Genomic DNA, 25,515 nt, shown 5'->3' with positions numbered 1-25,515 from the left:
TTTGCCTGATACGCCGTTTGAGGGTGGCCCAGTGCGGTGACAACACAGGTGACGGGGACGGACGTTGGCACGCGGCCCTGTCCAACTCACCCATCGGCACAGCCCGGAAGGTCTACGGAGCCATGGCGCTCGCGCAGCCCGAACCGAGTGGGCTGCTGCCCCAGCGGACCGCACCGCTGCGCGGCGCACTCGCCACCACCGCCTGCATGGAGACCCTCCAGGTGGGCTACTTGCACGCGGTCGCGGCCGCGGCGGGGTGCTCCCTGTCGCAGCCCTTCCCCGACAACGGCATCGACTGGCACGTCAGCCACGGGGCTCCCGGTCACGTCGTCGACGACGAGGTCACCATCAAGGTCCAGCTGAAGTGCACCTACCAGATACCGCCCCGGCCGCCAGGCCCCACCTTCGCCTTCACGCTCGACAACGCCCACCTCGTGAAGCTCGCACGGACCCCCGTGTCCGTGCACAAGATCCTCGTCGTGATGCTCGTGCCCCGGAGCCAGGACGACTGGCTGCGCGCCGGACACGACCGCCTCGACCTGCGGCACTGCTGCTACTGGACCAACCTGGCCGGTCACGCCGTGACCGGCCGGCACCGGACGACCGTGCGGATTCCGACCTCGCGCATCTTCGACGACCGAGCGCTCTGCGAGATCATGAACCGTGTCGGGGCGGGAGGGAGACCCTGATGCACCGGCCGATGGACGAGTCCGTCAACGAAGTGTTCCCGTCAGCCGTCCGACCCCATCCCGCCGAGCCGGCCGGGCCCTGGCCCCTCGGCTCGCTGCCCGCCGGGGGCCTGCCCGACCCGGCCCGCGTCGACCCCGCCGTCCTCGGCGCCCTGCTCGCCCGGCACGGCTGGCTACGGCGCGGAGGCGCGGCCGGGCGCTACAGCCGCTGGACCCCGCCCGCCGGCTCCACCAGCCTGCTCGTCCCGGACACCGCCTCCTTCCCCGACAGCGAGGACCTGCTGGCGGAGGCCCTGACCGCCCTCGCCCGCAGCGCCGCGCCCTCCGCCCGCGAGGTCCTGGTCGCCCTCGCCGTCCCCAGCGACGAGATCCGCTGGTGGCGCGATGTGCCGGAACCGGCCGCCGGGGCGGCCAGCTGGACCGGGGCGGAGCAGCTGCACGGGGCGGCCCGCCAGATCCTGCTGGCCGGGGCGCTCGCCGTCCGGGGCCGGGCGGGTTACCACGGCGCCCGCCACCGCCGCCGCGCCCTCGCGACCCTCGGCTCCATCCTCATCGGCCCCGCACCCGGCGGCCGCGACCTCACCGCGTTCGTCCCCGTCGAGGCGGGCCGCCCCCTCGTCGTACGGCTCCACCACGCGCTCCACGCGGCCCGGGAGGCCGTCGACTACCAACGGGCCACCGGCGGCATGGAGGCGTTCGACACCGCTGTCGAGGCGGGCGTCAGCCGCGAACTGACCGAGGCGGTCATCGCCCTCGTCCGGGGCTCGGAAGGGGCCGGGATCGCCCTGGACTGGGCACCTGCGGCAGGAGCCCCCGACGGCTGCCCCGCACGCCCCGAACCGGTCGAGTTCTCCCCGGGCGACCTGCCGGCCCTGCGCCGGGCCGGTGCGCGCTACCTGCGGGACGAGCCGGCGGTGGCGGTACGGATCACGGGTGCCGTGGTCCGCCTGCGCCGCTCGGGGCCGCGCGGAGCCGGCATCGTACGGCTGCGGGTCCTGGCGGGCGCCGAGGTGCCGCACGTACGCCTGGAACTCGACGAGGAGGCCTACCGGATCGCCGGCCAGGCCCACCTGGTGGGGCTGCCCGTGCGCGTGGAGGGCCTGCTGGAGAGCCGTGGCGGCTTCCGTCGGCTGACCAGGGCCTCACAGGTGGTTCCGGTGCAGGTCGACGAGGAGGAACGGGACCGGCTGATGAAGTCGCTCCAGGAGAACGTCGACTATTTCGAGGAGGCGTGCACGGGGGAGTAGCGGGGGCGGAGGCCGCCCATTTCGCTATGGGGGCCGTCGGCTCGGTACGCTTCCCCTTGCGTCCGCCATGGGAATGCGGGTGCGCCCCCTCAGTCAGGAGAGACCGGTGTCAGACGTCCGTGTGACCATCCAACGCGATTCCGAGCGGGAAGAGCGCGTGGTGACGACGGGCACTACGGCAGCCGAGCTCTTCCCCGGCGAGCGCACCGTCGTCGCCGCCCGCATCGCCGGTGAGCTGAAGGACCTCGCGTACGTGCTCGCCGACGGCGAGACCGTCGAGCCCGTACTGATCTCCTCCGAGGACGGCCTCGACATCCTGCGGCACTCCACCGCGCACGTCATGGCCCAGGCCGTGCAGGAGCTGCACCCCGAGGCCAAGCTGGGCATCGGCCCGCCGGTCAAGGACGGCTTCTACTACGACTTCGACGTCGAGAAGCCGTTCACGCCCGAGGACCTCAAGGCCATCGAGAAGAAGATGCAGGAGATCCAGAAGCGGGGCCAGAAGTTCTCCCGCCGGGTCGTGACGGACGAGGCGGCCCGCGAGGAGCTCGCCGACGAGCCGTACAAGCTGGAGCTCATCGGCATCAAGGGCTCGGCCTCCTCGGACGACGGCGCGGACGTCGAGGTGGGCGGCGGCGAGCTGACCATCTACGACAACCTCGACCCGAAGACCGGCGAGCTGTGCTGGAAGGACCTCTGCCGGGGCCCGCACCTGCCGACCACCCGGTTCATTCCGGCGTTCAAGCTGATGCGTAACGCGGCCGCGTACTGGCGGGGCAGCGAGAAGAACCCCATGCTCCAGCGCATCTACGGGACCGCCTGGCCGACCAAGGACGAGCTGAAGGCGCACCTGGAGTTCCTGGAGGAGGCCGCCAAGCGCGACCACCGCAAGCTCGGCAACGAGCTGGACCTCTTCTCCTTCCCCGACGAGATCGGCCCCGGCCTCGCCGTCTTCCACCCCAAGGGCGGCGTCATCCGCCGGGCCATGGAGGACTACTCGCGGCGCCGCCACGAGGAGGAGGGCTACGAGTTCGTCTACTCGCCGCACGCCACCAAGGGCAAGCTCTTCGAGAAGTCCGGCCACCTGGACTGGTACGCCGACGGCATGTACCCCCCCATGCAGCTCGACGACGGGGTGGACTACTACCTCAAGCCGATGAACTGCCCGATGCACAACCTGATCTTCGACGCGCGCGGCCGCTCCTACCGTGAACTGCCGCTGCGCCTCTTCGAGTTCGGCACGGTGTACCGGTACGAGAAGTCGGGCGTGGTGCACGGCCTGACCCGCTCGCGCGGCTTCACGCAGGACGACGCGCACATCTACTGCACCAAGGAGCAGATGGCGGAGGAGCTCGACCGGACGCTCACCTTCGTCCTGAACCTGCTCCGCGACTACGGTCTGACCGACTTCTACCTGGAGCTGTCCACCAAGGACCCGGAGAAGTTCGTCGGCTCGGACGAGGCCTGGGAAGAAGCCACGGAGACCCTGCAGAAGGTCGCCGAGAAGCAGGGTCTGCCCCTGGTCCCGGACCCGGGCGGTGCCGCGTTCTACGGCCCGAAGATCTCGGTGCAGGCGCGGGACGCCATCGGCCGGACCTGGCAGATGTCGACGGTCCAGCTCGACTTCAACCTGCCGGAGCGCTTCGACCTGGAGTACACCGGCCCCGACGGCACCAAGCAGCGCCCGGTCATGATCCACCGCGCTCTGTTCGGCTCCATCGAGCGCTTCTTCGCGGTGCTGCTCGAGCACTACGCGGGTGCGTTCCCGGTGTGGCTGGCGCCCGTCCAGGCGGTCGGCATCCCGATCGGCGACGCGCACATCCCGTACCTCCAGGAGTTCGCCGCCAAGGCCCGTAAGCAGGGGCTGAGGGTCGACGTGGACGCCTCGTCGGACCGGATGCAGAAGAAGATCCGCAACCAGCAGCGGGCCAAGGTGCCGTTCATGATCATCGCGGGTGACGAGGACATGGCCAACGGTGCCGTCTCCTTCCGCTACCGCGACGGATCGCAGGAGAACGGCATCCCGGTCGAGGACGCCATCGCCAAGATCGCCAAGGCCGTGGAGGACCGCGTCCAGGTCTGATCCGTGACAGGCGGGGCCCCCGGTGAGCTACCCGCTCACCGGGGGCCCTTTCTCGTCCTCCCGGCGGAACACCTGGATCAGCCACGACGAGAACGACCCCGTCACCGCCCCCAGCAGCGCCAGCCCGCACGCCATCAGGAACGCCGCGACCACCCGCCCCCACAGCGTCACCGGCACGGCGTCCCCGTACCCCACCGTCGTGAGCGTGGCGCACGCCCACCAGAGCGCGTCGCCGAAGGTCCGGATCGAGGCGCCCGGAGCGTCGTGCTCCTGGTGGTAGACCGCGAGGGACGCCGAGAAGCCGAGCAGCAGGGCCGCCAGGCCCGCGTACGACATCACCCGCGCGTACAGGCTCAGCCGCGGCTCGTCGTGGCGCTTCTGGATGGCCGTGTAGACCTTGACCAGCCGCAACGGGCGCAGCAGTGGCAGCAGGAGCACGAGTGTGTCGAGCCGGCGGACCCGGACGAAGCGGAGGCCCAGGCCGCTGAGCCGGACGCGTACGGCGTAGTCGACGATGAAGAGCAGCCAGGTGGCGGCGACGAGGGCGAGGGCGAGGTCGTGCCACGGGTCGGCGTCCTTCGGGGCGAGCACGCGGGCCGCGTAGCCGAGCAGGAAGAGCAGTGAGGCGGCGAAGAGCGGCAGCTCGGTGCGCTGCTCCCAGAGGGTCAGGGCGGGTGAGGTCCGGGCCGGGGTGCGCTCGCTCATCGGGTCAGCATCGCGCCGAGTGCGTGGGATCGGCCCCGGCGACACGCTTCGCGTGGGGTACGCAATATGCTGATCGGCATGACGAGTGAGCCGGAGCAGCAGATCGGAGTGGGAACGCCCGATGCGTTCCAGCGCCTGTGGACGCCCCACCGGATGGCGTACATCCAGGGCGAGAACAAGCCGACCGGCCCGGAGGCCGGCGACGGCTGTCCGTTCTGTGAGATCCCCTCGAAGTCGGACGAGGACGGGCTCGTCGTCGCACGCGGCGAGAAGGTCTATGCCGTGCTGAACCTGTATCCGTACAACGGCGGGCACCTGATGGTGGTGCCGTACCGGCATGTCGCGGACTACACGGAGCTGGACGGTCCGGAGACCGTGGAGCTCGCCGATTTCACCAAGCGTGCGATGACGGCGCTGCGTGCGGCCTCGGGGGCGCACGGCTTCAACATCGGGATGAACCAGGGTGCGGTGGCCGGTGCGGGTATCGCCGCGCATCTGCACCAGCACCTGGTGCCCCGATGGGGTGGTGACACCAACTTCATGCCGGTGGTGGGTCACACCAAGGTGCTGCCGCAGCTGTTGGCGGACACGCGCGCGATGCTGGCCGACGCCTGGCCGCGCACCGTCTGATCCGCCTTGCGCAGGGCGCCCCGGTCTGCCGGGGCGCCCTTTCGCGTGGGGCGTCAGGCGTCGTAGAGGTCCGCCTTGCGCGGGGTGGGGTCCTGGACGAGTCCGCTCAGTATCGACGAGCGGTTTCCGAAGCGTTCCGTGTCGACGCCGTTCTCCTCCAGGACCTTCATGGCGGCGCTGTGCACGACCCGCAGGACGGGTGTGGCGGCGCGCATCGCGTCGTCGGCCATGAAGCGGTGGCGCCACGGCTTCTCGGCCCAGGCGTGCCGCAGTCCGAAGGGCTCGGGCAGGGCGATCTTGCCGCCGAGGTAGTCGAGGAGCGGCGGGTACCAGGTGAAGGGGGCGCGCAGGGCCAGGCGCACGACTTCCCCGGACTCGACCAGTGCCAGCGTGATGTCGCGGGTCTCCCAGAACTTGACGGTCTTGTTGACCGTCCTCTTCTTGGCGGCGGGCTTGCTGGTGAACAGGGAGTGGACGGGGCCGAGTGCGTGTCCGGTGACCTCGATGCGCAGGGTCTCGAACAGGACCGTGACGGTGATCATCATGGTGATGACCAACTGGCCGTCCCAGAGGGTGAACTGGACGCCGAGGTAGTGGCGGTCGCCGCCGCCGAACTGCTGGTGGTTGCAGATCCGCTGTATCTCGTGGGGTTTGACCTGGAAGGTGGCGACGTCCTCGCCCTCGGGGCGGGAGACCGCGTCGGCGTTCTCCCCGACGGGTGACACGATCCAGTGGGTGACCGAGGGAGTGGGGAATCCGCCGGTGTTCAGCGGGCCGCGCTCCAGCATCTTGAGCTGGTCGTGGATGACGCGGATCAGGTCCCAGCTGCGGAACTGGTGGAATTCCTTGCCGGGTTCCTTGGCGACGAGGTCCTCGGCGAGCTGCCAGCTGCCCCAGCGGGTGCCCATGCCGAGGATGCCCTTGGGGCCGGCGTAGAAGACGGAGTTGGACTGCTGTTCGGCGGCGAGCTTCTCCAGGCCCTGGCGGAGAGCCTCGCGGGCGGTCTCGTTGGGGTTCTTCGGCACGGCTTCGGGGATCTTGGCGATGACTCCGCCGCCGTCGAGGAGCCCTTCCCAGCGGGCGCGCATGTCCTGGGCGGATTTCTCGGCGATGCGTTTGGCGATCAGCCAGCCGATGACGGGGGCGACGATCATCGCGCGCAGGTACAGCCCCAGGAGCCCGTCGAGGGGCATTTTGATCAGGAAGAACAGGGCTCCGATGCCGACGAGGGGCAGCAGGGCGTTGCCGAGGGTGGCGAGGACCTTGTCCTTGGTGCCGGTGAAGCCGTCACGCAGGCGGAACGTGATGACCCACAGCAGCATGCCGGGCAGGAAGACGAAGCCGAAAAGGGCCGTGACGGCGGTGAGCTTGCTGTCGCGGGCCTTACGGAGGCGGGTCGCGGAGAGACAGTGCTCGACGACGGTCTGCGGGTCGCTTCCGAAGGACTGGATGAGGGCTTTGCGAGCGCCGCCCAGCATGCGTTCCTGAACGGCGCGGGAGAAGGCCTCGCCCAGGTTGGGTTTGAAGTAGTCGGACTTGAAGAGCTTGGAACGGCCTTCCTTGACTTCGGACTTGTGCCACTCACTGTTGGCTTTGAGGATTTCCTCCACCGGGCTGTCGCGGTACGCGGCAGAGGCGAGGGCGTTGGTCGCCACCGCCGCTCCTGCCGACCCCTGGAGCGGAATCTGCGCTCCGGGAGAGAAATCGAATCCGTTGCTGGCCACTGTCGCCCCCACTCGCCGCCGAGGAACCGCTCCTGCGGCTGTTTCCCAACTGCCGGGCCCGGCACACTTTCTGACCTGGAAGCACAGCGTATCGTCCGGATAGGTACCCCGTCCGGCCCTGTGGACAACGATGAGCGGCCGGCGGCTCTATGTGTCCGTCGTTCCGTTCTCCTGTCGTGCGTGAAGGCGGTCGGCGAGTTGTGGGGGCATGGCTTCGTGGCGGGCGTAGGAGCGGTCGAAGCGGCCGGTTCCGTGGGACAGGGAGCGCAGGTCGACGACGTAGCGTCCGATCTCCAGCTCCGGCACCTCCGCCCGTACGAGCGTGCGTCCGCCACCGGACTGTTCGGTGCCGGTCACCCGGCCGCGACGGCCGGCGAGGTCGCTCATGACCGGGCCGACGTAGTCGTCGGGGATCAGGACGCTGACCTCCGCGACGGGTTCCAGGAGCTGGATGCGGGCCTCGCCGGCGGCCTCGCGCAGGGCCAGGGCTCCCGCGGTCTGGAAGGCGGCGTCGGAGGAGTCCACGGAGTGGGACTTGCCGTCCCGCAGGATGACCCGCACATCGACGAGCGGATGCCCGGTGGTCAGACCGTGGGCGGCCTGCGCGCGGACGCCCTTCTCGACGGACCCGACGAACTGGCGGGGTACCGATCCGCCGACCACCTTGTCGACGAACTCGATGCCGGAGCCCGGCGGCAGCGGCTCGACGTCGATCTCGCAGATGGCGTACTGGCCGTGGCCGCCGGACTGTTTGACGTGGCGGCCCCGTCCGGAGGACGGCCCGGCGAACGTCTCGCGCAGGCAGACGCGGTGGGGAACGGCGTCGACCTGGACGCCGTAGCGGGTACGCAGCCGCTCCAGTGCCACGTCCTGGTGGGCTTCTCCGAGGCACCACAGGACGACCTGGTGGGTGCCCTGGTTCTGCTCCAGGCGCAGGGTGGGGTCCTCGGCGACGAGGCGTGCCAGGCCCTGGGACAGCTTGTCCTCGTCGGCTTTGCTGTGTGCCTCGATGGCGAGGGGCAGCAGGGGGTCGGCCATGCTCCACGGTTCCATCAGCAGGGGGTGGTCCGGGGCCGACAGGGTGTCACCGGTCTCGGCCGTGTCCAGGCGGGCGACACAGGCGAGATCGCCGGCGATGCAGGCGGCGAGGGGACGCTGCTGTTTGCCGAAGGGGGAGGACAGGGCGCCGACGCGGATCTCGGTCTCGTGCAGGGGCCGGGGCTCGTGACCGGGGTCGTCGAGTCCGTGGCCGGATATGTGCACCGTGTCGTCGGGGCGCAGGGTGCCGGAGAAGACGCGTACGAGCGAGAGCCGGCCGACGTAGGGGTCGGAGGCCGTCTTGACTATTTCGGCGGCCAGGGGGCCCTGCGGGTCGCACTCCAGGGTGGGGAGCGGAATGCCGTGCAGGCTGGTGACGGCGGGCAGCGGGCGTTCGAGGGGGGTGGGGAAGCCTCCGGTGATCAGGTCGAGGAGTTCGACGGTGCCGATGCCCTGGCGGGCGCCGTCGGCGGCGGGGGCCGCGGTGAGGACGGGGTGGAAGGTGCCGCGCGCGACGGCGCGTTCGAGGTCGTCGACGAGTGTCTTGATGTCGATGTCCGCGCCGCCGAGGTAGCGGTCCATCAGGGTCTCGTCCTCGCTCTCGGCGATGATCCCTTCGATCAACCGGTCGCGGGCAGCCGCCAGGGGTGCCTGCTGGGATCCGGCGGGCGGTTTCTCCTGCCGTTCCCCGCCGGAGTAGTCGAAGATCCGCTGCGTGAGCAGTCCCGTGAGCCCGGTCAGCGGGGCGTGTCCGTCCGCGGCCTCGGGGCCGTACACCGGCAGGTAGAGCGGGAGGACGGCGTCGGGATCGTCGTCGCCGAAGATCTCGCCGCAGATCCGGGTCATCGCGTCGAAGCCGGTGCGGGCGGTGTCCAGGTGGGTGACGACGATGGCGCGCGGCATGCCGACCGCCGCGCACTCCTCCCAGACGGCGCGGGTGGTGCCGGCGACGGCCTCGGCCTCCTGGGCGGCCGACACGACGAAGAGGGCCGCGTCCGCCGCGCGCAGCCCGGCCCTGAGCTCCCCGACGAAGTCCGCGTAGCCGGGGCTGTCCAACAGGTTGATCTTGACCCCGTCCCAGGTGACGGGGACGAGGGAGAGCGAAACCGAGCGTTGCCGGCGCTGTTCGACCCCGTCGTGGTCGGAGACCGTGGTGCCGTCCTCGACCCGGCCCGCCCGGTTGACCGCGCCCGCGGTCTGTGCGAGTGCCTCGACGAGGGTGGTCTTGCCGGAGCCGCTGTGGCCGACCAGCACCACGTTCCGGATGGCGGAGGGATGGTCGGCCGTCGCCGCTCCTGTGGCGGCTCCGGTGTGTGCGTGTGCCTTGTCGCTCATGACGCGTGCCTCCCGGGGGGTGGCGCCCGGCGGGGGACCGCAGGCGCGGGATGGGGAGCGGGTGCACGGGCACGGGGGAGCCGCCGCGGCGGCTACGACGACGCCCGCGGTAGTTCCGAGCTTGGCACTGTGTCCGGGTCGCGTCCATACGCCGTACCCCGTCGACCCGCTCCGCGAGCCGCGTCCGCGGCCGGTCGGCCCGGCGGATCGGCGGCGCCCGCCAGGGTGCCCGGACGGTGGAGTGCCACGGTCGTGACTACGATGGGCCAGCCGGTGGCCGATGGGGCCATGCGGCCCACCGAACCCTCGGGAAGGCCATGCTGAACAAGTACGCGCGTGCATTCTTCACGCGTGTCCTCACGCCGTTCGCCGCACTGCTGCTCCGCCTCGGAGTGAGTCCTGACGCGGTCACTCTGATCGGCACGGCCGGGGTGATGGCAGGTGCGCTGGTCTTCTTCCCGATGGGGGAGTTCTTCTGGGGCACGATCGTCATCACGATCTTCGTCTTCTCCGACCTCGTCGACGGCAACATGGCGCGCCAGGCCGGCATCTCCAGCCGCTGGGGCGCGTTCCTCGACTCGACGCTCGACCGGGTCGCCGACGGGGCGATCTTCGCCGGTTTCGCGCTCTGGTACGCGGGCAGCGGCGACGACAACGTCCTGTGCGCGGTCGCCATCTTCTGCCTGGCGAGCGGCCAGGTGGTCTCGTACACCAAGGCGCGCGGTGAGTCGATCGGTCTGCCGGTGGCGGTCAACGGGCTCGTGGAGCGTGCCGAACGCCTGGTGATCTCGCTGGTGGCGGCCGGTCTCGCGGGTCTGCACACGTTCGGCGTCCCGGGGATCGACATCCTGCTGCCGATCGCTCTGTGGATCGTCGCCGTGGGCAGCCTGGTGACGCTGGTGCAACGGGTCGTGACCGTGCGCCGTGAGTCCGCCGAGGCCGACGCGGCCGCCGCGGTGCCGGACGCGGTGGACCGGGGGAGCGAGGCCGCGCAGTGAGCGGCGCACCCGGGGACACGAAGGCCGGTCCCAAGGAGCGGCTGAGCGACGGGCTGTACGGACTGGGCTGGGCCGCCGTCAAGAAGCTGCCCGAACCGGCCGCGCGGGCCCTGTTCCGCACCATCGCCGACCAGGTGTGGAAGCGGCGGGGCAAGAGCGTGCTGCGGCTGGAGTCGAATCTGGCGCGGGTCGTCCCGGACGCGAGCCCGGCCCGCCTCGCGGCACTCTCCAAGGCCGGGATGCGCTCGTACATGCGCTACTGGATGGAGTCCTTCCGGCTGCCCACGTGGACCCCCGAGCGGATCAAGGCATCCATCGACGTGACGGACGCGCACCGGCTGACCGAGGGGCTGGACGAGGGACGGGGAGTGATTCTCGCCCTGCCGCACCTGGGGAACTGGGACCTGGCGGGGGCATGGGTCACCACCGATCTGAAGGTCCCCTTCACCACGGTCGCCGAGCGTCTCAAGCCCGAATCGCTGTACGACCGGTTCGTGGCCTACCGCGAGGGCCTGGGCATGGAAGTGCTCGCGCACAACGGCGGGACCGCGTTCGGGACGCTGGCGCGCCGGCTGCGCGACGGAGGCCTCGTCTGCCTGGTCGCCGACCGCGACCTGTCGTCCGCCGGCGTCGAGGTGACGTTCTTCGGCGACACGGCCCGGATGCCCGCCGGACCCGCGCTCCTGGCCCAGCAGACCGGTGCGCTGCTGCTGCCGGTCACCCTCTCCTACGACGACACACCGGTGATGAAGGCGCGGATCCATCCACCCGTCGAGGTACCCGGCTCAGGTGACCGCGGCGAGAAGACGTCCTCGATGACACAGGCCCTGGCCGACGCGTTCGCCCTGGGCATCGCCGAGCATCCGGAGGACTGGCACATGCTGCAACGGCTCTGGCTCGCCGACCTCGAATCCCGCGGAGACTAGGGCCTTCCGTCCGGGTCATGCCGGGCTCGCGGGTCCGGCACGCACTCCCCCGACTCCCGGCTGCGCTCGAGCCGGGAGGGGCCAGCCCCCTCCGCCGTCGTCGTCGGTCGCCAATGCTCCGCGGTGACCCCCTCCTCCGCCTTGCAGTCGCACGCACCGGACCCCGCTCCCTGACCCGGCCTGACCCGAACGAAAGGCCCCAGCAGTGAAGATCGGCATCGTCTGCCCGTACTCCTGGGACGTCCCGGGCGGCGTGCAGTTCCACATCCGTGATCTGGCCGAGCATCTGATCCGGCTCGGTCACCAGGTCTCCGTGCTGGCCCCCGCCGACGACGAGACGCCCCTGCCGCCGTACGTGGTGTCCGCGGGCCGGGCCGTGCCCGTCCCGTACAACGGTTCCGTCGCCCGGCTGAACTTCGGCTTCCTGTCCGCGGCGCGGGTGCGGCGATGGCTGCACGACGGCACGTTCGACGTGATCCACATCCATGAGCCGACCTCGCCGTCGCTCGGGCTGCTGACCTGCTGGGCGGCGCAGGGACCGATCGTCGCCACGTTCCACACGTCCAATCCGCGCTCGCGCGCGATGATCGCCGCCTACCCGATCCTCCAGCCGGCGCTGGAGAAGATCAGCGCCCGCATCGCGGTCAGCGAGTACGCGCGCCGGACCCTGGTCGAGCACCTCGGCGGCGACGCGGTGGTCATCCCCAACGGGGTCGACGTCGGCTTCTTCGCCGCGGCCGAGCCCAGACCGCAGTGGCAGGGCGGCACGATCGGCTTCATCGGGCGCATCGACGAGCCCCGCAAGGGCCTGCCCGTCCTGATGCGGGCGCTGCCCGCGATCCTGGCGGCGCGTCCCGACACGCGGCTGCTCGTGGCGGGCCGCGGTGACGAGGAGGAGGCCGTGGCCTCGCTGCCGAAGGAGATGCGCGCACGCGTCGAGTTCCTCGGCATGGTGAGCGACGAGGACAAGGCCCGGCTGCTGCGCAGTGTCGATGTGTACGTCGCGCCCAACACGGGCGGCGAGAGCTTCGGCATCATCCTCGTCGAGGCCATGTCGGCCGGTGCGCCGGTTCTGGCGAGCGACCTGGACGCGTTCGCTCAGGTGCTGGACCTGGGCGCGGCGGGCGAACTGTTCGCCAACGAGGACGCGGACGCGCTGGCCGCGTCGGCGATCCGGCTGCTGGGCGACCCGGAGCGGCGTGCCGAGCTGAGCGAGCGAGGCAGCGCGCACGTGCGGCGTTTCGACTGGTCGACGGTCGGGGCGGACATCCTCGCGGTGTACGAGACGGTGGCGGACGGGGCCGCGTCGGTGGCGGCGGACGAACGCACGGGGCTGCGGGCCCGGTTCGGGCTGGCCCGGGACTGAGACGAACGCACGGGGCTGCGGGCCCGGTTCGGGCCGGCCCGGGACTGAGACGAACGCACGGGGCTGCGGGCCCGGTTCGGGCCGGTCCGGGACTGAGGCGTTCCGCGGAGGGCCTTCCCGCCGCCCGACGCCCCTCCCGGCCCCCGCTCACCGGTAGCGTTGCCGCCCGTGACCGTAACCCTCATCTGGACCGTCGTCGTGCTCATCGCGATCGGTCTGTACCTCAGCTGGACCGCGGGTCGTCTCGACCGGCTGCACGCCCGGATCGACGCGGCCCGCGCCGCCCTCGACGCCCAACTGCTGCGCCGCGCCTCGGTCACCCAGGAACTCGCCACTTCCGGTGTCCTCGACCCGGCCGCCTCCATCGTGCTCTACGAGGCGGCGCACGCCGCACGCCAGGCGGAGGAGGAGCACCGGGAGGTCGCCGAGAGCGAGCTGAGCACCGCCCTGCGCGCGGTGTTCGGTGAACGGGCCCAGGTCGAGGCGGTGAAGGAGATCCCGGGCGGCGAGGAGGCCGCCTCGGAGCTGGCCGCGGCCGTCCGCCGGGTCCCGATGGCGCGCCGGTTCCACAACGACGCGGTGCGGGCGGCGCGGGCGCTGCGCCGTCACCGCACGGTGCGCTGGTTCCGGCTGGCCGGGCACGCCCCGTTCCCCCTCGCCTTCGAGATGGACGACGAGCCGCCGGTCGCCCTCGCGGACCGCCCGGTCAGCTGACGGCGGCCGTCACGGTGCGGGCGGCCCGCGCGAGGCCGCCTCCGTGAGGGGCCAAAACGATCCACCGGCCCCTCATTGGCCCTTGCTGTGGACTGGTGCCGGGGAGTTTGCTCAGCAGTGCATCAGCCCTGCGCGTTCAGCTGCCCTTCTCCCAGTGAGGTCGATCTGTGTCCACGAACCCCGCCACCCCGCAGTCCGCCGAAACCCCCGCCACCGGCACCGCCCGCGTCAAGCGCGGCATGGCCGAGCAGCTCAAGGGCGGCGTGATCATGGATGTCGTCAACGCCGAGCAGGCGAAGATCGCCGAGGACGCGGGCGCCGTGGCCGTGATGGCCCTGGAGCGGGTGCCGGCCGACATCCGCAAGGACGGCGGCGTGGCCCGGATGTCGGACCCGAACATGATCGAGGAGATCATCGAGTCCGTCTCCATCCCGGTGATGGCGAAGTCCCGCATCGGACACTTCGTCGAGGCCCAGGTCCTGCAGTCCCTCGGCGTCGACTACATCGACGAGTCCGAGGTCCTCACCCCGGCCGACGAGGTCAACCACAGCGACAAGTTCGCGTTCACCACCCCGTTCGTGTGCGGCGCCACCAACCTCGGCGAGGCCCTGCGCCGCATCGCCGAGGGCGCCGCCATGATCCGCTCGAAGGGCGAGGCCGGCACCGGCAACGTCGTCGAGGCCGTCCGCCACCTGCGCCAGATCAAGAACGAGATCGCCCGGCTGCGCGGCTACGACAACAACGAGCTGTACGCCGCCGCCAAGGACCTGCGCGCCCCCTACGAGCTGGTCAAGGAGGTCGCCGAGCTCGGCAAGCTGCCCGTCGTCCTGTTCTCCGCCGGTGGCGTCGCCACCCCGGCCGACGCCGCGCTGATGCGCCAGCTCGGTGCCGAGGGCGTCTTCGTCGGCTCCGGCATCTTCAAGTCCGGCGACCCGGCCAAGCGCGCCGCCGCCATCGTGAAGGCCACCACCTTCTACGACGACCCGAAGATCATCGCGGACGCCTCCCGCAACCTGGGCGAGGCCATGGTCGGCATCAACTGCGACACGCTGCCCGAGACCGAGCGCTACGCCAACCGTGGCTGGTAGTCACTGATGAGCGAAACCCCTGTGATCGGAGTCCTGGCTCTCCAGGGCGACGTACGGGAACACCTGATCGCCCTGGCCTCGGCGGACGCCCTGGCCAGGCCGGTCCGGCGTCCCGAGGAACTCGCCGAGGTCGACGGCCTGGTCATTCCGGGCGGCGAGTCCACCACGATGTCCAAACTGGCCGCCCTGTTCGGCATGCTGGAACCCCTGCGCGAGCGGGTGCGGGCCGGGATGCCGGTCTACGGCACCTGCGCCGGGATGATCCTGCTCGCGGACAAGATCCTCGACCCGCGCTCGGGCCAGGAGACGGTCGGCGGCATCGACATGATCGTGCGGCGTAACGCCTTCGGGCGGCAGAACGAGTCGTTCGAGGCGGCCGTCGAGGTCGCCGGGATCGACGGCGGCCCGGTCGAGGGCGTCTTCATCCGCGCCCCCTGGGTCGAATCCGTCGGCGCCCGGGCCGAGGTGGTGGCCGAGCACGGTGGGCACATCGTGGCGGTACGGCAGGGAAACGCCCTCGCCACGTCATTCCACCCGGAACTGACCGGGGACCACCGGGTTCACGCGTACTTCGTCGACATGGTGCGCACAGTCACCTGACTCGACCCCGGTAGGATCTCTCGGGTTCGTACGGATTTTGGTGACGCGAAGGAGAAGGCAGATGTCCGGCCACTCTAAATGGGCTACGACGAAGCACAAGAAGGCCGTGATTGACGCCAAGCGCGGCAAACTCTTCGCGAAGATGATCAAGAACATCGAGGTCGCGGCCCGCACCGGCGGTGCCGATCTGTCCGGCAACCCGACTCTCTTCGACGCCATCCAGAAGGCCAAGAAGAGCTCGGTCCCGAACAAGAACATCGACTCGGCGGTCAAGCGCGGCGCCGGTCTCGAAGCCGGTGGCGCCGACTACGAGACGATCATGTACGAGGGCTACGGCCCGAACGGCGTCGCGGTGCTCATCGAGTGCCTCACCGACAACCGCAACCGTGCCGCGTCCGACGTCCGCGTCGCCATGACCCGCAACGGCGGCTCGATGGCCGACCCGGGCTCGGTCTCGTACCTGTTCAACCGCAAGGGCGTCGTGATCGTCCCCAAGGGTGAACTCTCCGAGGACGACGTGCTCGGCGCGGTGCTCGACGCCGGCGCCGAGGAGGTCAACGACCTCGGTGACACGTTCGAGGTCCTCAGCGAGGCCACCGACATGGTCGCCGTCCGCACCGCGCTCCAGGACGCCGGCATCGACTACGACTCGGCCGAGGCGAACTTCGTCCCGACCATGCAGGTCGACCTCGACGAGGAGGGCGCGCGCAAGATCTTCAAGCTGATCGACGCGCTGGAGGACAGCGACGACGTGCAGAACGTCTTCGCCAACTTCGACGTCTCCGACGAGGTCATGGAGAAGGTCGACGCCTGAGTCGCGCCCTGCGCAGCTTCCGGGGACGGGCCGACGGGGACACACCCCGTCGGCCCGTCGCATTGTCAGTGCGAGCCGATAGCCTGCGGGAACAGTTGACCGATAGGCAGGGAGGGGGCGAATCGTGCGGGTACTCGGCGTGGACCCCGGGCTCACCCGGTGCGGTGTCGGAGTCGTCGAAGGCGTCGCGGGCCGGCCCCTGACGATGATCGGCGTGGGCGTCGTGCGCACAGCGGCCGACGCGGAGCTCGGCCACCGGCTGGTGGCCATCGAGCGCGGCATCGAGGAGTGGCTCGACGAACACCGGCCCGAGTACGTCGCCGTGGAGCGGGTGTTCGCCCAGCACAACGTCCGTACGGTGATGGGCACCGCCCAGGCCAGTGCGGTCGCCATGCTCTGCGCGTCCCGCCGCGGCATCCCGGTCGCCCTGCACACCCCCAGCGAGGTCAAGGCCGCCGTCACCGGCAGCGGACGCGCCGACAAGGCGCAGGTCGGCGCCATGGTCACCCGGCTCCTGCGTCTGGACGCCCCACCGAAACCGGCGGACGCCGCCGACGCCCTCGCCCTCGCCATCTGCCACATCTGGCGCGCCCCCGCGCTCAACCGCCTCCAGCAGGCGCACGCGGCGGCCGCAGCGGCTGCCCGCACCCCGCGCGTCCCGCGCACCGCAGCAGCTCCCGTCCGGAAGGTCCCCCGATGATCGCCTTCGTCAGCGGCCCCGTCGCCGCGCTCTCCCCGACCACGGCCGTGATCGAGGTCGGCGGCATCGGCATGGCCGTCCAGTGCGCACCGAACACCCTCGCCGGCCTCCGTTTCGGCAAGGAGGCCAAGCTCGCCACCTCCCTCGTCGTACGGGAGGACTCGCTGACGCTCTACGGCTTCGCCGACGACGACGAACGGCAGGTCTTCGAGCTCCTCCAGACCGCCAGCGGCGTCGGACCACGCCTCGCCCAGGCCATGCTCGCCACCCACAGCCCCGACGCCCTGCGCATCGCCGTGGCCACCGGCGACGAGAAGGCGCTCACCGCCGTGTCCGGCATCGGCAAGAAGGGGGCCCAGAAGCTCCTGCTCGAGCTGAAGGACAGACTCGGCGAGCCGGTCGGCGCCCACATCGGCCAGCAGGGCATCGGCACCGCGGTCTCCGCCGCCTGGCGCGACCAGCTCCACGCCGCACTGATCGGCCTCGGCTATGCCACCCGCGAGGCCGACGAAGCCGTGTCCGCCGTGGCACCGCAGGCGGAGGCGGCCCTCGCCGAAGGCGCCCAGCCGCCCGTGCCGCAGCTGCTGCGCGCCGCCCTGCAGAGTCTCAACCGCGCGCGCTGAGCGGACCCGGGCACACACCCCTGACGCCGGGCCCGGCACCCCACGGCCCGGCACCGAAACACCCGAGGCGGGACTGACGAGATGAACTGGGACGAGACCGGACCCGACACCGACGAGCTCGTCGACGAGCGGCTCGTCGACGCCGGCGCGGACGGCGAGGACACCGCGGTCGAGGCTGCGCTGCGCCCCAAGGACCTCGACGAGTTCGTCGGCCAGGAGAAGGTCCGCGAACAGCTCGACCTCGTCCTCAAGGCGGCCCGCGCCCGCGGCGCCACCGCCGACCACGTACTGCTCTCCGGTGCCCCCGGCCTGGGCAAGACCACCCTCTCGATGATCATCGCGGCGGAGATGAACGCGCCGATCCGGATCACTTCCGGCCCCGCCATCCAGCACGCGGGCGACCTGGCGGCGATCCTGTCCTCGCTCCAGGAGGGCGAGGTCCTCTTCCTCGACGAGATCCACCGCATGTCCCGGCCCGCCGAGGAGATGCTCTACATGGCGATGGAGGACTTCCGGGTCGACGTGATCGTCGGCAAGGGCCCCGGAGCCACCGCCATCCCGCTGGAGCTGCCGCCCTTCACCCTGGTCGGCGCGACCACCAGGGCCGGACTGCTGCCGCCCCCGCTGCGCGACCGCTTCGGCTTCACCGGGCACATGGAGTTCTACGCCCCCACCGAACTGGAACGGGTGATTCATCGCTCGGCAGGCCTCCTGGACGTCGGGATAGACGTCGAGGGCGCCGCCGAGATCGCCGGGCGCTCCCGCGGCACGCCCCGTATCGCCAACCGGCTGCTGCGCCGCGTCCGGGACTACGCCCAGGTCAAGGCCGACGGCAGGATCGACCGCGAGATCGCCGCCGCCGCCCTGCGGGTGTACGAGGTCGACGCCCGGGGGCTGGACCGGCTGGACCGGGCGGTCCTCGGCGCCCTGCTGAAACTCTTCGGCGGCGGTCCGGTCGGTCTGTCCACGCTCGCGGTCGCCGTGGGCGAGGAGCGCGAGACGGTCGAGGAGGTCGCGGAGCCCTTCCTCGTACGGGAAGGCCTGCTGGCCAGGACGCCGCGGGGGCGGGTCGCCACCCCGGCGGCGTGGGCGCACCTCGGGCTGGTTCCCCCGCAGCATGGCGGAAAGGGACAACAGGGCCTGTTCGGGGCGTGATGCATCACAGGTTGACCCACAGAGGAACCACGGTGCCATGCTGGGCGTTGTTCCATCGATGCGGACTCGCTTAGACTCCGCCGATGCCGCCCTTAAAGGTCGGTGTACCCACCCCCGTAGATCAGGCCGCCTTCCAGCGCGGTCGTGCGAAGGAAAATCGTCCCGTGAATCCCGTGACTCTCCTCCCCTTCATCGTGCTCATCGGGGCCATGTTCCTGATGACGCGGTCCGCCAAGAAGAAGCAGGCGGCGGCTGCGAACATGCGCAATGAAATGCAGCCCGGCACCGGCGTCCGGACGATCGGGGGCATGTACGCCACCGTCAAGGAGCTTCACGAGGACACGGTTCTCCTTGAGGTCGCCCCCGGCGTCCACGCGATCTACGCGAAGAACGCCATCGGCGCCGTTCTCGACGACGCGGAGTACAACCGCATCGTCCACGGTGACGTCGAGGAGCTCGACGTCGACGGCACCCTCGTGCCGGACGACGCCTCCTCGCTGACCGGGGCCGACGCCGCGGACGAGGCCGCCGACGCCGACGACGCGAAGACCGACCTGGTCAAGAAGACCGAGTCGGACGACGCCGAGCAGGCAGACGACAAGGCCGACAAGAAGTCCGACGGCAAGTCCGACGGCGAGTCCGACGCGAAGTAGCACACGACCCGGGGATGCCGTGAGCCCACAGGCATCCGGCCATCCCCGGACCGTGCGGTCTTCTGCGGGGGCGGGTCCCCACTAAACTTCGTGGCCGCTCGGGCGCGTACCCGGCGCGGGGCGGTTGGACAGGGAGAAACGAGAAGGTGGCAGCACCGAAGAAGGGCCGAGGACCGGCCGGCGGTCAGGGCAGGCCGGGGCGTTCCCTGGCTCTGATCCTGATCGCCATGGTCGCTCTCACCGGCGGGATGTTCCTGGCCGACCAGCCGACGCCGCGACTCGGCATCGACCTGGCCGGCGGCACGTCCATCACGCTGGAGGCGAAGGCCGAGCCCGGCCAGGAGTCGGCGATCAACAAGACCAACATGGACACGGCGGTCCAGATCATGGAACGCCGCGTCAACGGTCTTGGTGTCTCCGAGGCCGAGGTCCAGACCCAGGGCGATCGCAACATCATCGTCAACATCCCCAAGGGCACGAACTCCGCCCAGGCCCGTGAGCAGGTCGGTACGACCGCGAAGCTCTACTTCCGGCCGGTGCTGACCGTCGCCCAGGGGACGCCGACGCCCGCGCCGAGCGCCTCGTCCACCGACAAGGCCAGCCCGTCCGCCAAGCCGAGCACCTCCGCCTCGGACAAGGCGAGCAGCCCGTCCACGAAGCCCAGCGCGACCGCCACCACCCAGGGCCGCGCGGTCACCGGCGCCCTCAAGGCGGACTCCACGCCCACGCCGAAGGCCAGCACCACGCCGAAGGCGAGCTCCACACCGACCGCCTCCGCCGAGGAGCAGGCGGCAGCGGCCGATCTGCAGAAGAAGTTCGAGGCGCTGGACTGCTCCAGCAAGGCTTCCCGTTCCAAGGCGAGCCAGGGCACCAAGGCCACCGACACGGTCGTCGCCTGTGAGCAGGACGGCAGCTTCAAGTACGTGCTCGGCCCGGCCGAGGTCGACGGCACGGACGTCGACAGCGCCAAGGCCGCGATCAACCAGCAGACCGGTCAGTGGATCGTCCAGATGGAGTTCACCGACGGCGGCGCCAAGAAGTTCAACAAGACCACGGGCAAGCTCGCCCAGCAGCAGCAGCCGCAGAACCAGTTCGCCATCGCGCTCGACGGCGAAGTCGTCTCGGCGCCCTCCGTGAGCCAGGCGCTGAGCGCCAACGCCGAGATCTCCGGCAGCTTCACCCAGCAGTCCGCCGAGGACCTCGCCAACGTGCTCTCCTACGGTGCGCTGCCGCTCTCCTTCCAGGAGCAGAGCGTCACCACCGTCACCGCCGCCCTCGGCGGGGAGCAGCTCCGCGCAGGCCTCATCGCCGGTGCCATCGGCCTGGCCCTGGTCGTCATCTACCTGGTGGCCTATTACCGCGGCCTGGCGTTCATCGCCCTGCTCAGCCTCCTGGTCTCCGGCATCCTGACCTACACGATCATGTCGCTGCTCGGCCCGGCCATCGGCTTCGCGCTGAACCTGCCGGCGGTCTGCGGCGCCATCGTGGCGATCGGTATCACCGCGGACTCGTTCATCGTGTACTTCGAACGCATCCGGGACGAGATCCGCGAGGGCCGTACGCTCCGCCCGGCCGTCGAGAGGGCCTGGCCGCGCGCCCGGCGCACCATCCTCGTCTCCGACTTCGTGTCGTTCCTGGCCGCGGCGGTCCTGTTCGTGGTCACCGTCGGCAAGGTCCAGGGCTTCGCGTTCACGCTGGGTCTCACCACCCTGCTCGACGTGGTCGTGGTCTTCCTCTTCACCAAGCCCGTCATGACGATCATGGCCCGCACGAAGTTCTTCTCGAGCGGTCACCCGTGGTCCGGACTGGACCCGAAGCGGCTCGGCGCCAAGCCGCCGTTGCGCCGTTCGCGCCGTGTCAACGCCCCCACCGACCCGAAGGAGGCGTGAGATGTCGCGACTCGGCAATCTCGGCGCCCGTCTCTACCGCGGCGAGGTCGGCTACGACTTCATCGGCAAGCGCAAGATCTGGTACGGCATCTCGATCCTGATCACCATCACGGCCATCGTCGGCCTGGCGGTCAGCGGCCTGAACATGGGCATCGAGTTCAAGGGCGGCGCGGTCTTCACCACCCCGAAGACGAGCGTCTCCGTCTCCGAGGCGGAGGACCTGGCGACCGAGGCCTCGGGACACCAGGCCATCGTCCAGAAGCTGGGCAACGGCGGTCTGCGCATCCAGATCACCGAGGTCGACACCGCGAAGTCCGACCAGATCAAGGGCGAGCTCTCCAAGGGCCTCGACGTCTCGGAAGAGAAGATCGCCGCGGACCTGGTCGGCCCCAGCTGGGGTGAGCAGATCGCCAACAAGGCCTGGACCGGCCTCGGCGTCTTCATGGTCCTCGTCGTGATCTACCTGGCGATCGCCTTCGAATGGCGCATGGCCATCGCGGCCCTCGTCGCGCTGATCCACGACATCACCATCACGGTCGGCATCTACGCGCTGGTCGGCTTCGAGGTCACCCCGGGCACGGTGATCGGTCTGCTGACGATCCTCGGTTACTCCCTCTACGACACGGTCGTCGTCTTCGACAGCCTCAAGGAGGGCACGAAGGGGATCACCAAGCAGACCCGGTGGACGTACAGCGAGATCGCCAACCGCTCCATCAACGGCACACTGGTCCGTTCGATCAACACCACGGTCGTCGCCCTGCTGCCGGTCGCCGGTCTGCTGTTCATCGGTGGCGGTGTCCTCGGCGCCGGCATGCTGAACGACATCTCGCTGGCCCTCTTCGTCGGCCTCGCCGCCGGTGCGTACTCCTCGATCTTCATCGCCACTCCGCTGGTCGCCGACCTCAAGGAACGCGAACCGCAGATGAAGGCGCTGAAGAAGCGGATCCTCGCCAAGCGCGCCGCCGCCGCAGCCAAGGGAGAGCTGAACGAGGCCGAGCAGGAGGAGGAGCGGTCCCCCGAGGACACCGCGCCCGCCGGTGCGGTCGTCGGCCAGCGCCAGGAGCCCCCCAGGGGCCACGGCCGGACCCCGGGGAAGCGTCGATGACCAGCACCACCGACAGCACCAGGGACCTCCTGCTCAGCCGTATCCGTGACGTGGCGGACTACCCGAAGCCGGGCGTGATGTTCAAGGACATCACCCCGCTGCTGGCGGACCCTGTCGCGTTCACGGCCCTCACCGACGCCCTCGCGGAACTGTGCGTACGGCACGGCGCCACGAAGATCGTCGGTCTGGAGGCCCGCGGCTTCATCCTGGCCGCACCGGTCGCGGTACGGGCCGGCCTCGGCTTCATCCCCGTGCGCAAGGCCGGGAAGCTGCCCGGAGCCACGCTCGGCCAGGCGTACGAGCTGGAGTACGGCACCGCGGAGATCGAGGTCCACGCGGAGGACCTGTCGGCCGACGACCGCGTCATGGTCATCGACGACGTCCTGGCCACCGGCGGCACCGCCGGTGCCTCGCTGGAGCTGATCCGGCGGGCCGGAGCCACGGTCGCCGGCGTCTGCGTCCTCATGGAGCTCGGTTTCCTGGCCGGGCGCGAAGCACTGGCACCGCACCTTCGGGGCGCCCCGCTGGAGGCCCTGATCACGGTCTGACCGGCTGCCGGACGGCAGGCGGCACAGCCACGCGCGCACCGAGACGGGCACCCGGGAACAACCGGGTGCCCGTCTCGCGTTGTGAGGGCTCTCACCGTCCCCGGGGGAGCTCCGGCCGCAGGGTCGATACGATGGCCTTTCCGGGTGTCCGGATCCGCACGAGGAGCGCTCTTGCCAGACGAGGCCCAGCCAGTCGCCGCCCCGCAGCCCGACAAGCCCGCGGCGGCCCCAGCCACGCCCGCGAAGCAGCAGCCCGCGGAGAAGCCGAAGCCCCCGGCGCCCGAGCCCGGCACGGGCCCGGCACCCGCCGAGGCGAACGGCCCCGCGCCCGCCGCCCCCGCGCAGCCGGACGTTCCCGCCTCCCCGGCCCCCACGGCCCCGAAGCCGCCCGCCAAGCCCGCGACCCCGGTCGCCCCCACGGGCCCGGTCGCCCGTACCGGCGGCGGCTCGTCCAACCGGGTCCGGGCCAGGCTGGCACGCCTCGGCGTCCAGCGCTCCAGCCCGTACAACCCGGTACTGGAACCGCTGCTGCGTACCGTCCGCAGCAACGACGCCAAGATCGAGTCTTCCACGCTGCGCCAGATCGAGAAGGCCTACCAGGTAGCCGAGCGCTGGCACCGCGGGCAGAAGCGCAAGAGCGGCGACCCGTACATCACGCATCCGCTCGCCGTGACGACGATCCTCGCCGAGCTGGGCATGGATCCGGCCACCCTGATGGCGGGACTGCTGCACGACACGGTCGAGGACACCGAGTACGGCCTGGACACCCTGCGCCGCGACTTCGGCGACCAGGTCGCCCTGCTGGTCGACGGCGTCACCAAGCTGGACAAGGTCAAGTTCGGCGAGGCCGCGCAGGCCGAGACCGTACGCAAGATGGTCGTCGCCATGGCCAAGGACCCCCGGGTCCTCGTCATCAAGCTCGCCGACCGGCTCCACAACATGCGCACCATGCGCTATCTCAAGCGGGAGAAGCAGGAGAAGAAGGCCCGCGAGACGCTGGAGATCTACGCCCCGCTCGCCCACCGCCTGGGCATGAACACCATCAAGTGGGAGCTGGAGGACCTCGCCTTCGCGATCCTCTACCCCAAGATGTACGACGAGATCGTCCGCCTCGTCGCCGAGCGGGCGCCCAAGCGCGACGAGTACCTCGCCATAGTGACCGACGAGGTCCAGTCCGACCTGCGCGCCGCCCGTATCAAGGCGACCGTCACCGGACGGCCGAAGCACTACTACAGCGTCTACCAGAAGATGATCGTGCGGGGCCGGGACTTCGCCGAGATCTACGACCTGGTGGGCATCCGGGTGCTCGTCGACACGGTCCGCGACTGCTACGCGGCGCTCGGCACGGTGCACGCGCGATGGAATCCGGTCCCCGGCCGGTTCAAGGACTACATCGCGATGCCCAAGTTCAACATGTACCAGTCACTGCACACCACGGTGATCGGCCCCAGCGGCAAGCCCGTCGAGCTGCAGATCCGCACGTTCGACATGCACCGCCGCGCCGAGTACGGCATCGCCGCGCACTGGAAGTACAAGCAGGAAGCCGTCGCGGGCGCCTCCAAGGTGCGCACAGACGTCCCCAAGAACACCGGCCGCGGCCAGGACACCGTCAACGACATGGCGTGGCTGCGCCAGCTCCTGGACTGGCAGAAGGAGACCGAGGACCCCAGCGAGTTCCTGGAGTCGCTGCGCTTCGACCTCTCACGCAACGAGGTCTTCGTCTTCACGCCCAAGGGTGACGTCATAGCGCTTCCAGCGGGGGCGACACCGGTCGACTTCGCGTACGCCGTCCACACGGAGGTCGGCCACCGCACCATAGGGGCACGGGTCAACGGGCGGCTCGTACCGCTCGAGTCGACGCTCGACAACGGCGATCTGGTCGAGGTCTTCACCTCCAAGGCGGCAGGCGCGGGCCCCTCCCGCGACTGGCTCGGCTTCGTCAAGTCGCCGCGCGCCCGCAACAAGATCCGGGCCTGGTTCTCCAAGGAGCGCCGGGACGAGGCGATCGAGCAGGGCAAGGACTCCATCGCGCGGGCCATGCGCAAGCAGAACCTGCCGATCCAGCGGATCCTGACGGGCGACTCCCTGGTCACCCTCGCCCACGAGATGCGCTACCCCGACATCTCGTCCCTCTACGCCGCGATCGGTGAGGGACACGTGGCGGCGGCCGGCGTCGTGCAGAAGCTGGTCCAGGCGCTCGGCGGCCAGGACGAGGCCAACGAGGACCTCGCGGAGAGCTCCCCGCCGTCGCACGGCCGCAACAAGCGCCGCTCCAACGCCGACCCGGGCGTGGTCGTCAAGGGCGTCGAGGACGTCTGGGTCAAACTGGCCCGCTGTTGTACGCCCGTGCCCGGCGACCCGATCATCGGCTTCGTCACCCGGGGCAGCGGCGTCTCCGTGCACCGGGCCGACTGCGTCAACGTCGACTCGCTCTCGCAGCAGCCGGAACGGATCCTGGAGGTCGAGTGGGCCCCCACCCAGTCCTCGGTCTTCCTGGTCGCCATCCAGGTCGAGGCCCTGGACCGCTCCCGGCTCCTCTCGGACGTCACCCGCATCCTGTCCGACCAGCACGTCAACATCCTGTCCGCGGCCGTGCAGACCTCCCGCGACCGGGTGGCCACCTCGCGCTTCACCTTCGAGATGGGCGACCCCAAGCACCTGGGACACGTCCTGAAGGCCGTACGCGGCGTGGAGGGCGTCTACGACGTCTACCGGGTGACCTCGGCCCGCCGCCCGTAGCGGCGAGCCCGAGGCGGGCCTCCCAGGGCATGGAGCGGGGGCCCGGGCCCCCCCGGCGCCCGGGGCCCCCCCCCGCCCCGCGGGGGGGGGGGGGGCCCCCCCCCCCCCCCCCGCCCCGGGGGGCGCGGGGGGGGCGCGCCCGGCGG

General features: G+C 70.6%; 22 protein-coding genes. 19 read left to right on the top strand and 3 right to left on the bottom strand.

Features of this window, described 5'->3' with window-relative positions; genetic code table 11:
* Nucleotides 1-122: 122 nt before the first annotated feature.
* The 3 genes from ACFYPA_RS30910 (at nt 123) to thrS (ending at nt 4,019) form a co-directional block, all read left to right on the top strand.
* Entirely contained in the window at nt 123-689 is a 567-nt protein-coding gene (locus ACFYPA_RS30910) for a DUF4365 domain-containing protein (RefSeq protein ID WP_359084250.1), read from the top strand.
* The gene (locus ACFYPA_RS30905) at nt 689-1,936 is read left to right on the top strand and encodes a hypothetical protein (protein ID WP_359084249.1); all 1,248 of its coding nucleotides are present in this window, start codon (nt 689-691) and stop codon (nt 1,934-1,936) included. The genes ACFYPA_RS30910 and ACFYPA_RS30905 overlap by 1 nt, the downstream gene beginning before the upstream one ends.
* A gap of 106 nt (nt 1,937-2,042) precedes the next feature.
* Complete coding sequence (gene thrS, locus ACFYPA_RS30900) at nt 2,043-4,019, top strand: threonine--tRNA ligase (RefSeq protein ID WP_359084248.1); 1,977 nt, start codon at nt 2,043-2,045, stop codon at nt 4,017-4,019.
* A 27-nt stretch (nt 4,020-4,046) separates the two neighbouring features.
* Here thrS and ACFYPA_RS30895 read toward each other — a convergent pair whose 3' ends face one another.
* The gene (locus ACFYPA_RS30895) at nt 4,047-4,724 is read right to left on the bottom strand and encodes an ion channel (RefSeq protein ID WP_359084247.1); all 678 of its coding nucleotides are present in this window, start codon (nt 4,722-4,724) and stop codon (nt 4,047-4,049) included.
* A gap of 66 nt (nt 4,725-4,790) precedes the next feature.
* Between ACFYPA_RS30895 and ACFYPA_RS30890 the strand changes: the two genes are divergently transcribed.
* On the top strand, nt 4,791-5,354 hold the full coding sequence (locus ACFYPA_RS30890) for an HIT domain-containing protein (RefSeq protein WP_359084245.1): 564 nt from the start codon (nt 4,791-4,793) through the stop codon (nt 5,352-5,354).
* A 53-nt stretch (nt 5,355-5,407) separates the two neighbouring features.
* Here ACFYPA_RS30890 and ACFYPA_RS30885 read toward each other — a convergent pair whose 3' ends face one another.
* Nucleotides 5,408-7,078, bottom strand: a complete 1,671-nt coding sequence (locus ACFYPA_RS30885; protein WP_359084244.1) for a hypothetical protein — start codon at nt 7,076-7,078, stop codon at nt 5,408-5,410.
* Between the two features lie 147 nt (nt 7,079-7,225).
* Nucleotides 7,226-9,451 (bottom strand): elongation factor G-like protein EF-G2, encoded by a 2,226-nt coding sequence (locus tag ACFYPA_RS30880; RefSeq protein WP_359084243.1) that lies wholly within the window; start codon nt 9,449-9,451, stop codon nt 7,226-7,228.
* A 317-nt stretch (nt 9,452-9,768) separates the two neighbouring features.
* On the opposite strand from ACFYPA_RS30880, the gene pgsA reads away from it, so the two are divergent.
* The 15 genes from pgsA (at nt 9,769) to ACFYPA_RS30805 (ending at nt 25,369) form a co-directional block, all read left to right on the top strand.
* The gene (gene pgsA, locus ACFYPA_RS30875; RefSeq protein WP_359084242.1) at nt 9,769-10,449 is read left to right on the top strand and encodes a phosphatidylinositol phosphate synthase; all 681 of its coding nucleotides are present in this window, start codon (nt 9,769-9,771) and stop codon (nt 10,447-10,449) included.
* Nucleotides 10,446-11,375, top strand: coding sequence for a phosphatidylinositol mannoside acyltransferase (locus ACFYPA_RS30870; RefSeq protein WP_359084241.1), 930 nt, complete (start codon nt 10,446-10,448; stop codon nt 11,373-11,375). Before pgsA ends, ACFYPA_RS30870 begins: the two co-directional genes overlap by 4 nt.
* 205 nt (nt 11,376-11,580) lie before the next feature.
* Nucleotides 11,581-12,741, top strand: a complete 1,161-nt coding sequence (locus ACFYPA_RS30865) for a glycosyltransferase family 4 protein (RefSeq protein ID WP_359084240.1) — start codon at nt 11,581-11,583, stop codon at nt 12,739-12,741.
* Nucleotides 12,742-12,909: 168 nt separating this feature from the next.
* Nucleotides 12,910-13,455: a hypothetical protein gene (locus ACFYPA_RS30860; protein WP_359084238.1), complete on the top strand. Its 546-nt coding sequence runs from the start codon at nt 12,910-12,912 to the stop codon at nt 13,453-13,455.
* A gap of 167 nt (nt 13,456-13,622) precedes the next feature.
* Complete coding sequence (gene pdxS, locus ACFYPA_RS30855; protein ID WP_359084237.1) at nt 13,623-14,543, top strand: pyridoxal 5'-phosphate synthase lyase subunit PdxS; 921 nt, start codon at nt 13,623-13,625, stop codon at nt 14,541-14,543.
* 6 nt (nt 14,544-14,549) lie between these two features.
* Entirely contained in the window at nt 14,550-15,143 is a 594-nt protein-coding gene (pdxT, locus tag ACFYPA_RS30850; protein WP_359084236.1) for a pyridoxal 5'-phosphate synthase glutaminase subunit PdxT, read from the top strand.
* A gap of 61 nt (nt 15,144-15,204) precedes the next feature.
* The gene (locus ACFYPA_RS30845) at nt 15,205-15,957 is read left to right on the top strand and encodes a YebC/PmpR family DNA-binding transcriptional regulator (RefSeq protein ID WP_359084235.1); all 753 of its coding nucleotides are present in this window, start codon (nt 15,205-15,207) and stop codon (nt 15,955-15,957) included.
* Nucleotides 15,958-16,081: 124 nt separating this feature from the next.
* Complete coding sequence (gene ruvC / locus ACFYPA_RS30840; protein ID WP_148016289.1) at nt 16,082-16,657, top strand: crossover junction endodeoxyribonuclease RuvC; 576 nt, start codon at nt 16,082-16,084, stop codon at nt 16,655-16,657.
* Entirely contained in the window at nt 16,654-17,280 is a 627-nt protein-coding gene (gene ruvA, locus ACFYPA_RS30835; protein ID WP_359084234.1) for a Holliday junction branch migration protein RuvA, read from the top strand. Before ruvC ends, ruvA begins: the two co-directional genes overlap by 4 nt.
* Before the next feature lie 81 nt (nt 17,281-17,361).
* The gene (gene ruvB / locus ACFYPA_RS30830; protein WP_359084233.1) at nt 17,362-18,435 is read left to right on the top strand and encodes a Holliday junction branch migration DNA helicase RuvB; all 1,074 of its coding nucleotides are present in this window, start codon (nt 17,362-17,364) and stop codon (nt 18,433-18,435) included.
* Nucleotides 18,436-18,599: 164 nt separating this feature from the next.
* Nucleotides 18,600-19,088: a preprotein translocase subunit YajC gene (gene yajC / locus ACFYPA_RS30825; protein WP_359084231.1), complete on the top strand. Its 489-nt coding sequence runs from the start codon at nt 18,600-18,602 to the stop codon at nt 19,086-19,088.
* A 146-nt stretch (nt 19,089-19,234) separates the two neighbouring features.
* Nucleotides 19,235-20,977 carry a protein translocase subunit SecD gene (secD, locus tag ACFYPA_RS30820; protein WP_359084229.1) on the top strand — a complete coding sequence of 581 codons (1,743 nt, stop codon included), beginning with the start codon at nt 19,235-19,237 and terminating at the stop codon, nt 20,975-20,977.
* Between the two features lies 1 nt (nt 20,978).
* Nucleotides 20,979-22,082 carry a protein translocase subunit SecF gene (secF, locus tag ACFYPA_RS30815; protein WP_359084228.1) on the top strand — a complete coding sequence of 368 codons (1,104 nt, stop codon included), beginning with the start codon at nt 20,979-20,981 and terminating at the stop codon, nt 22,080-22,082.
* Nucleotides 22,079-22,630, top strand: coding sequence for an adenine phosphoribosyltransferase (locus ACFYPA_RS30810; protein ID WP_359084227.1), 552 nt, complete (start codon nt 22,079-22,081; stop codon nt 22,628-22,630). Before secF ends, ACFYPA_RS30810 begins: the two co-directional genes overlap by 4 nt.
* Before the next feature lie 171 nt (nt 22,631-22,801).
* Nucleotides 22,802-25,369, top strand: a complete 2,568-nt coding sequence (locus ACFYPA_RS30805) for a bifunctional (p)ppGpp synthetase/guanosine-3',5'-bis(diphosphate) 3'-pyrophosphohydrolase (RefSeq protein WP_359084226.1) — start codon at nt 22,802-22,804, stop codon at nt 25,367-25,369.
* Nucleotides 25,370-25,515 lie beyond the last annotated feature (146 nt).

The organism is Streptomyces sp. NPDC005775 (assembly GCF_042871565.1).
Taxonomy (GTDB): domain Bacteria; phylum Actinomycetota; class Actinomycetes; order Streptomycetales; family Streptomycetaceae; genus Streptomyces.
Note: the sequence above shows the minus strand (reverse complement) of the source record. Positions and strands in the feature narration are given on the sequence as shown.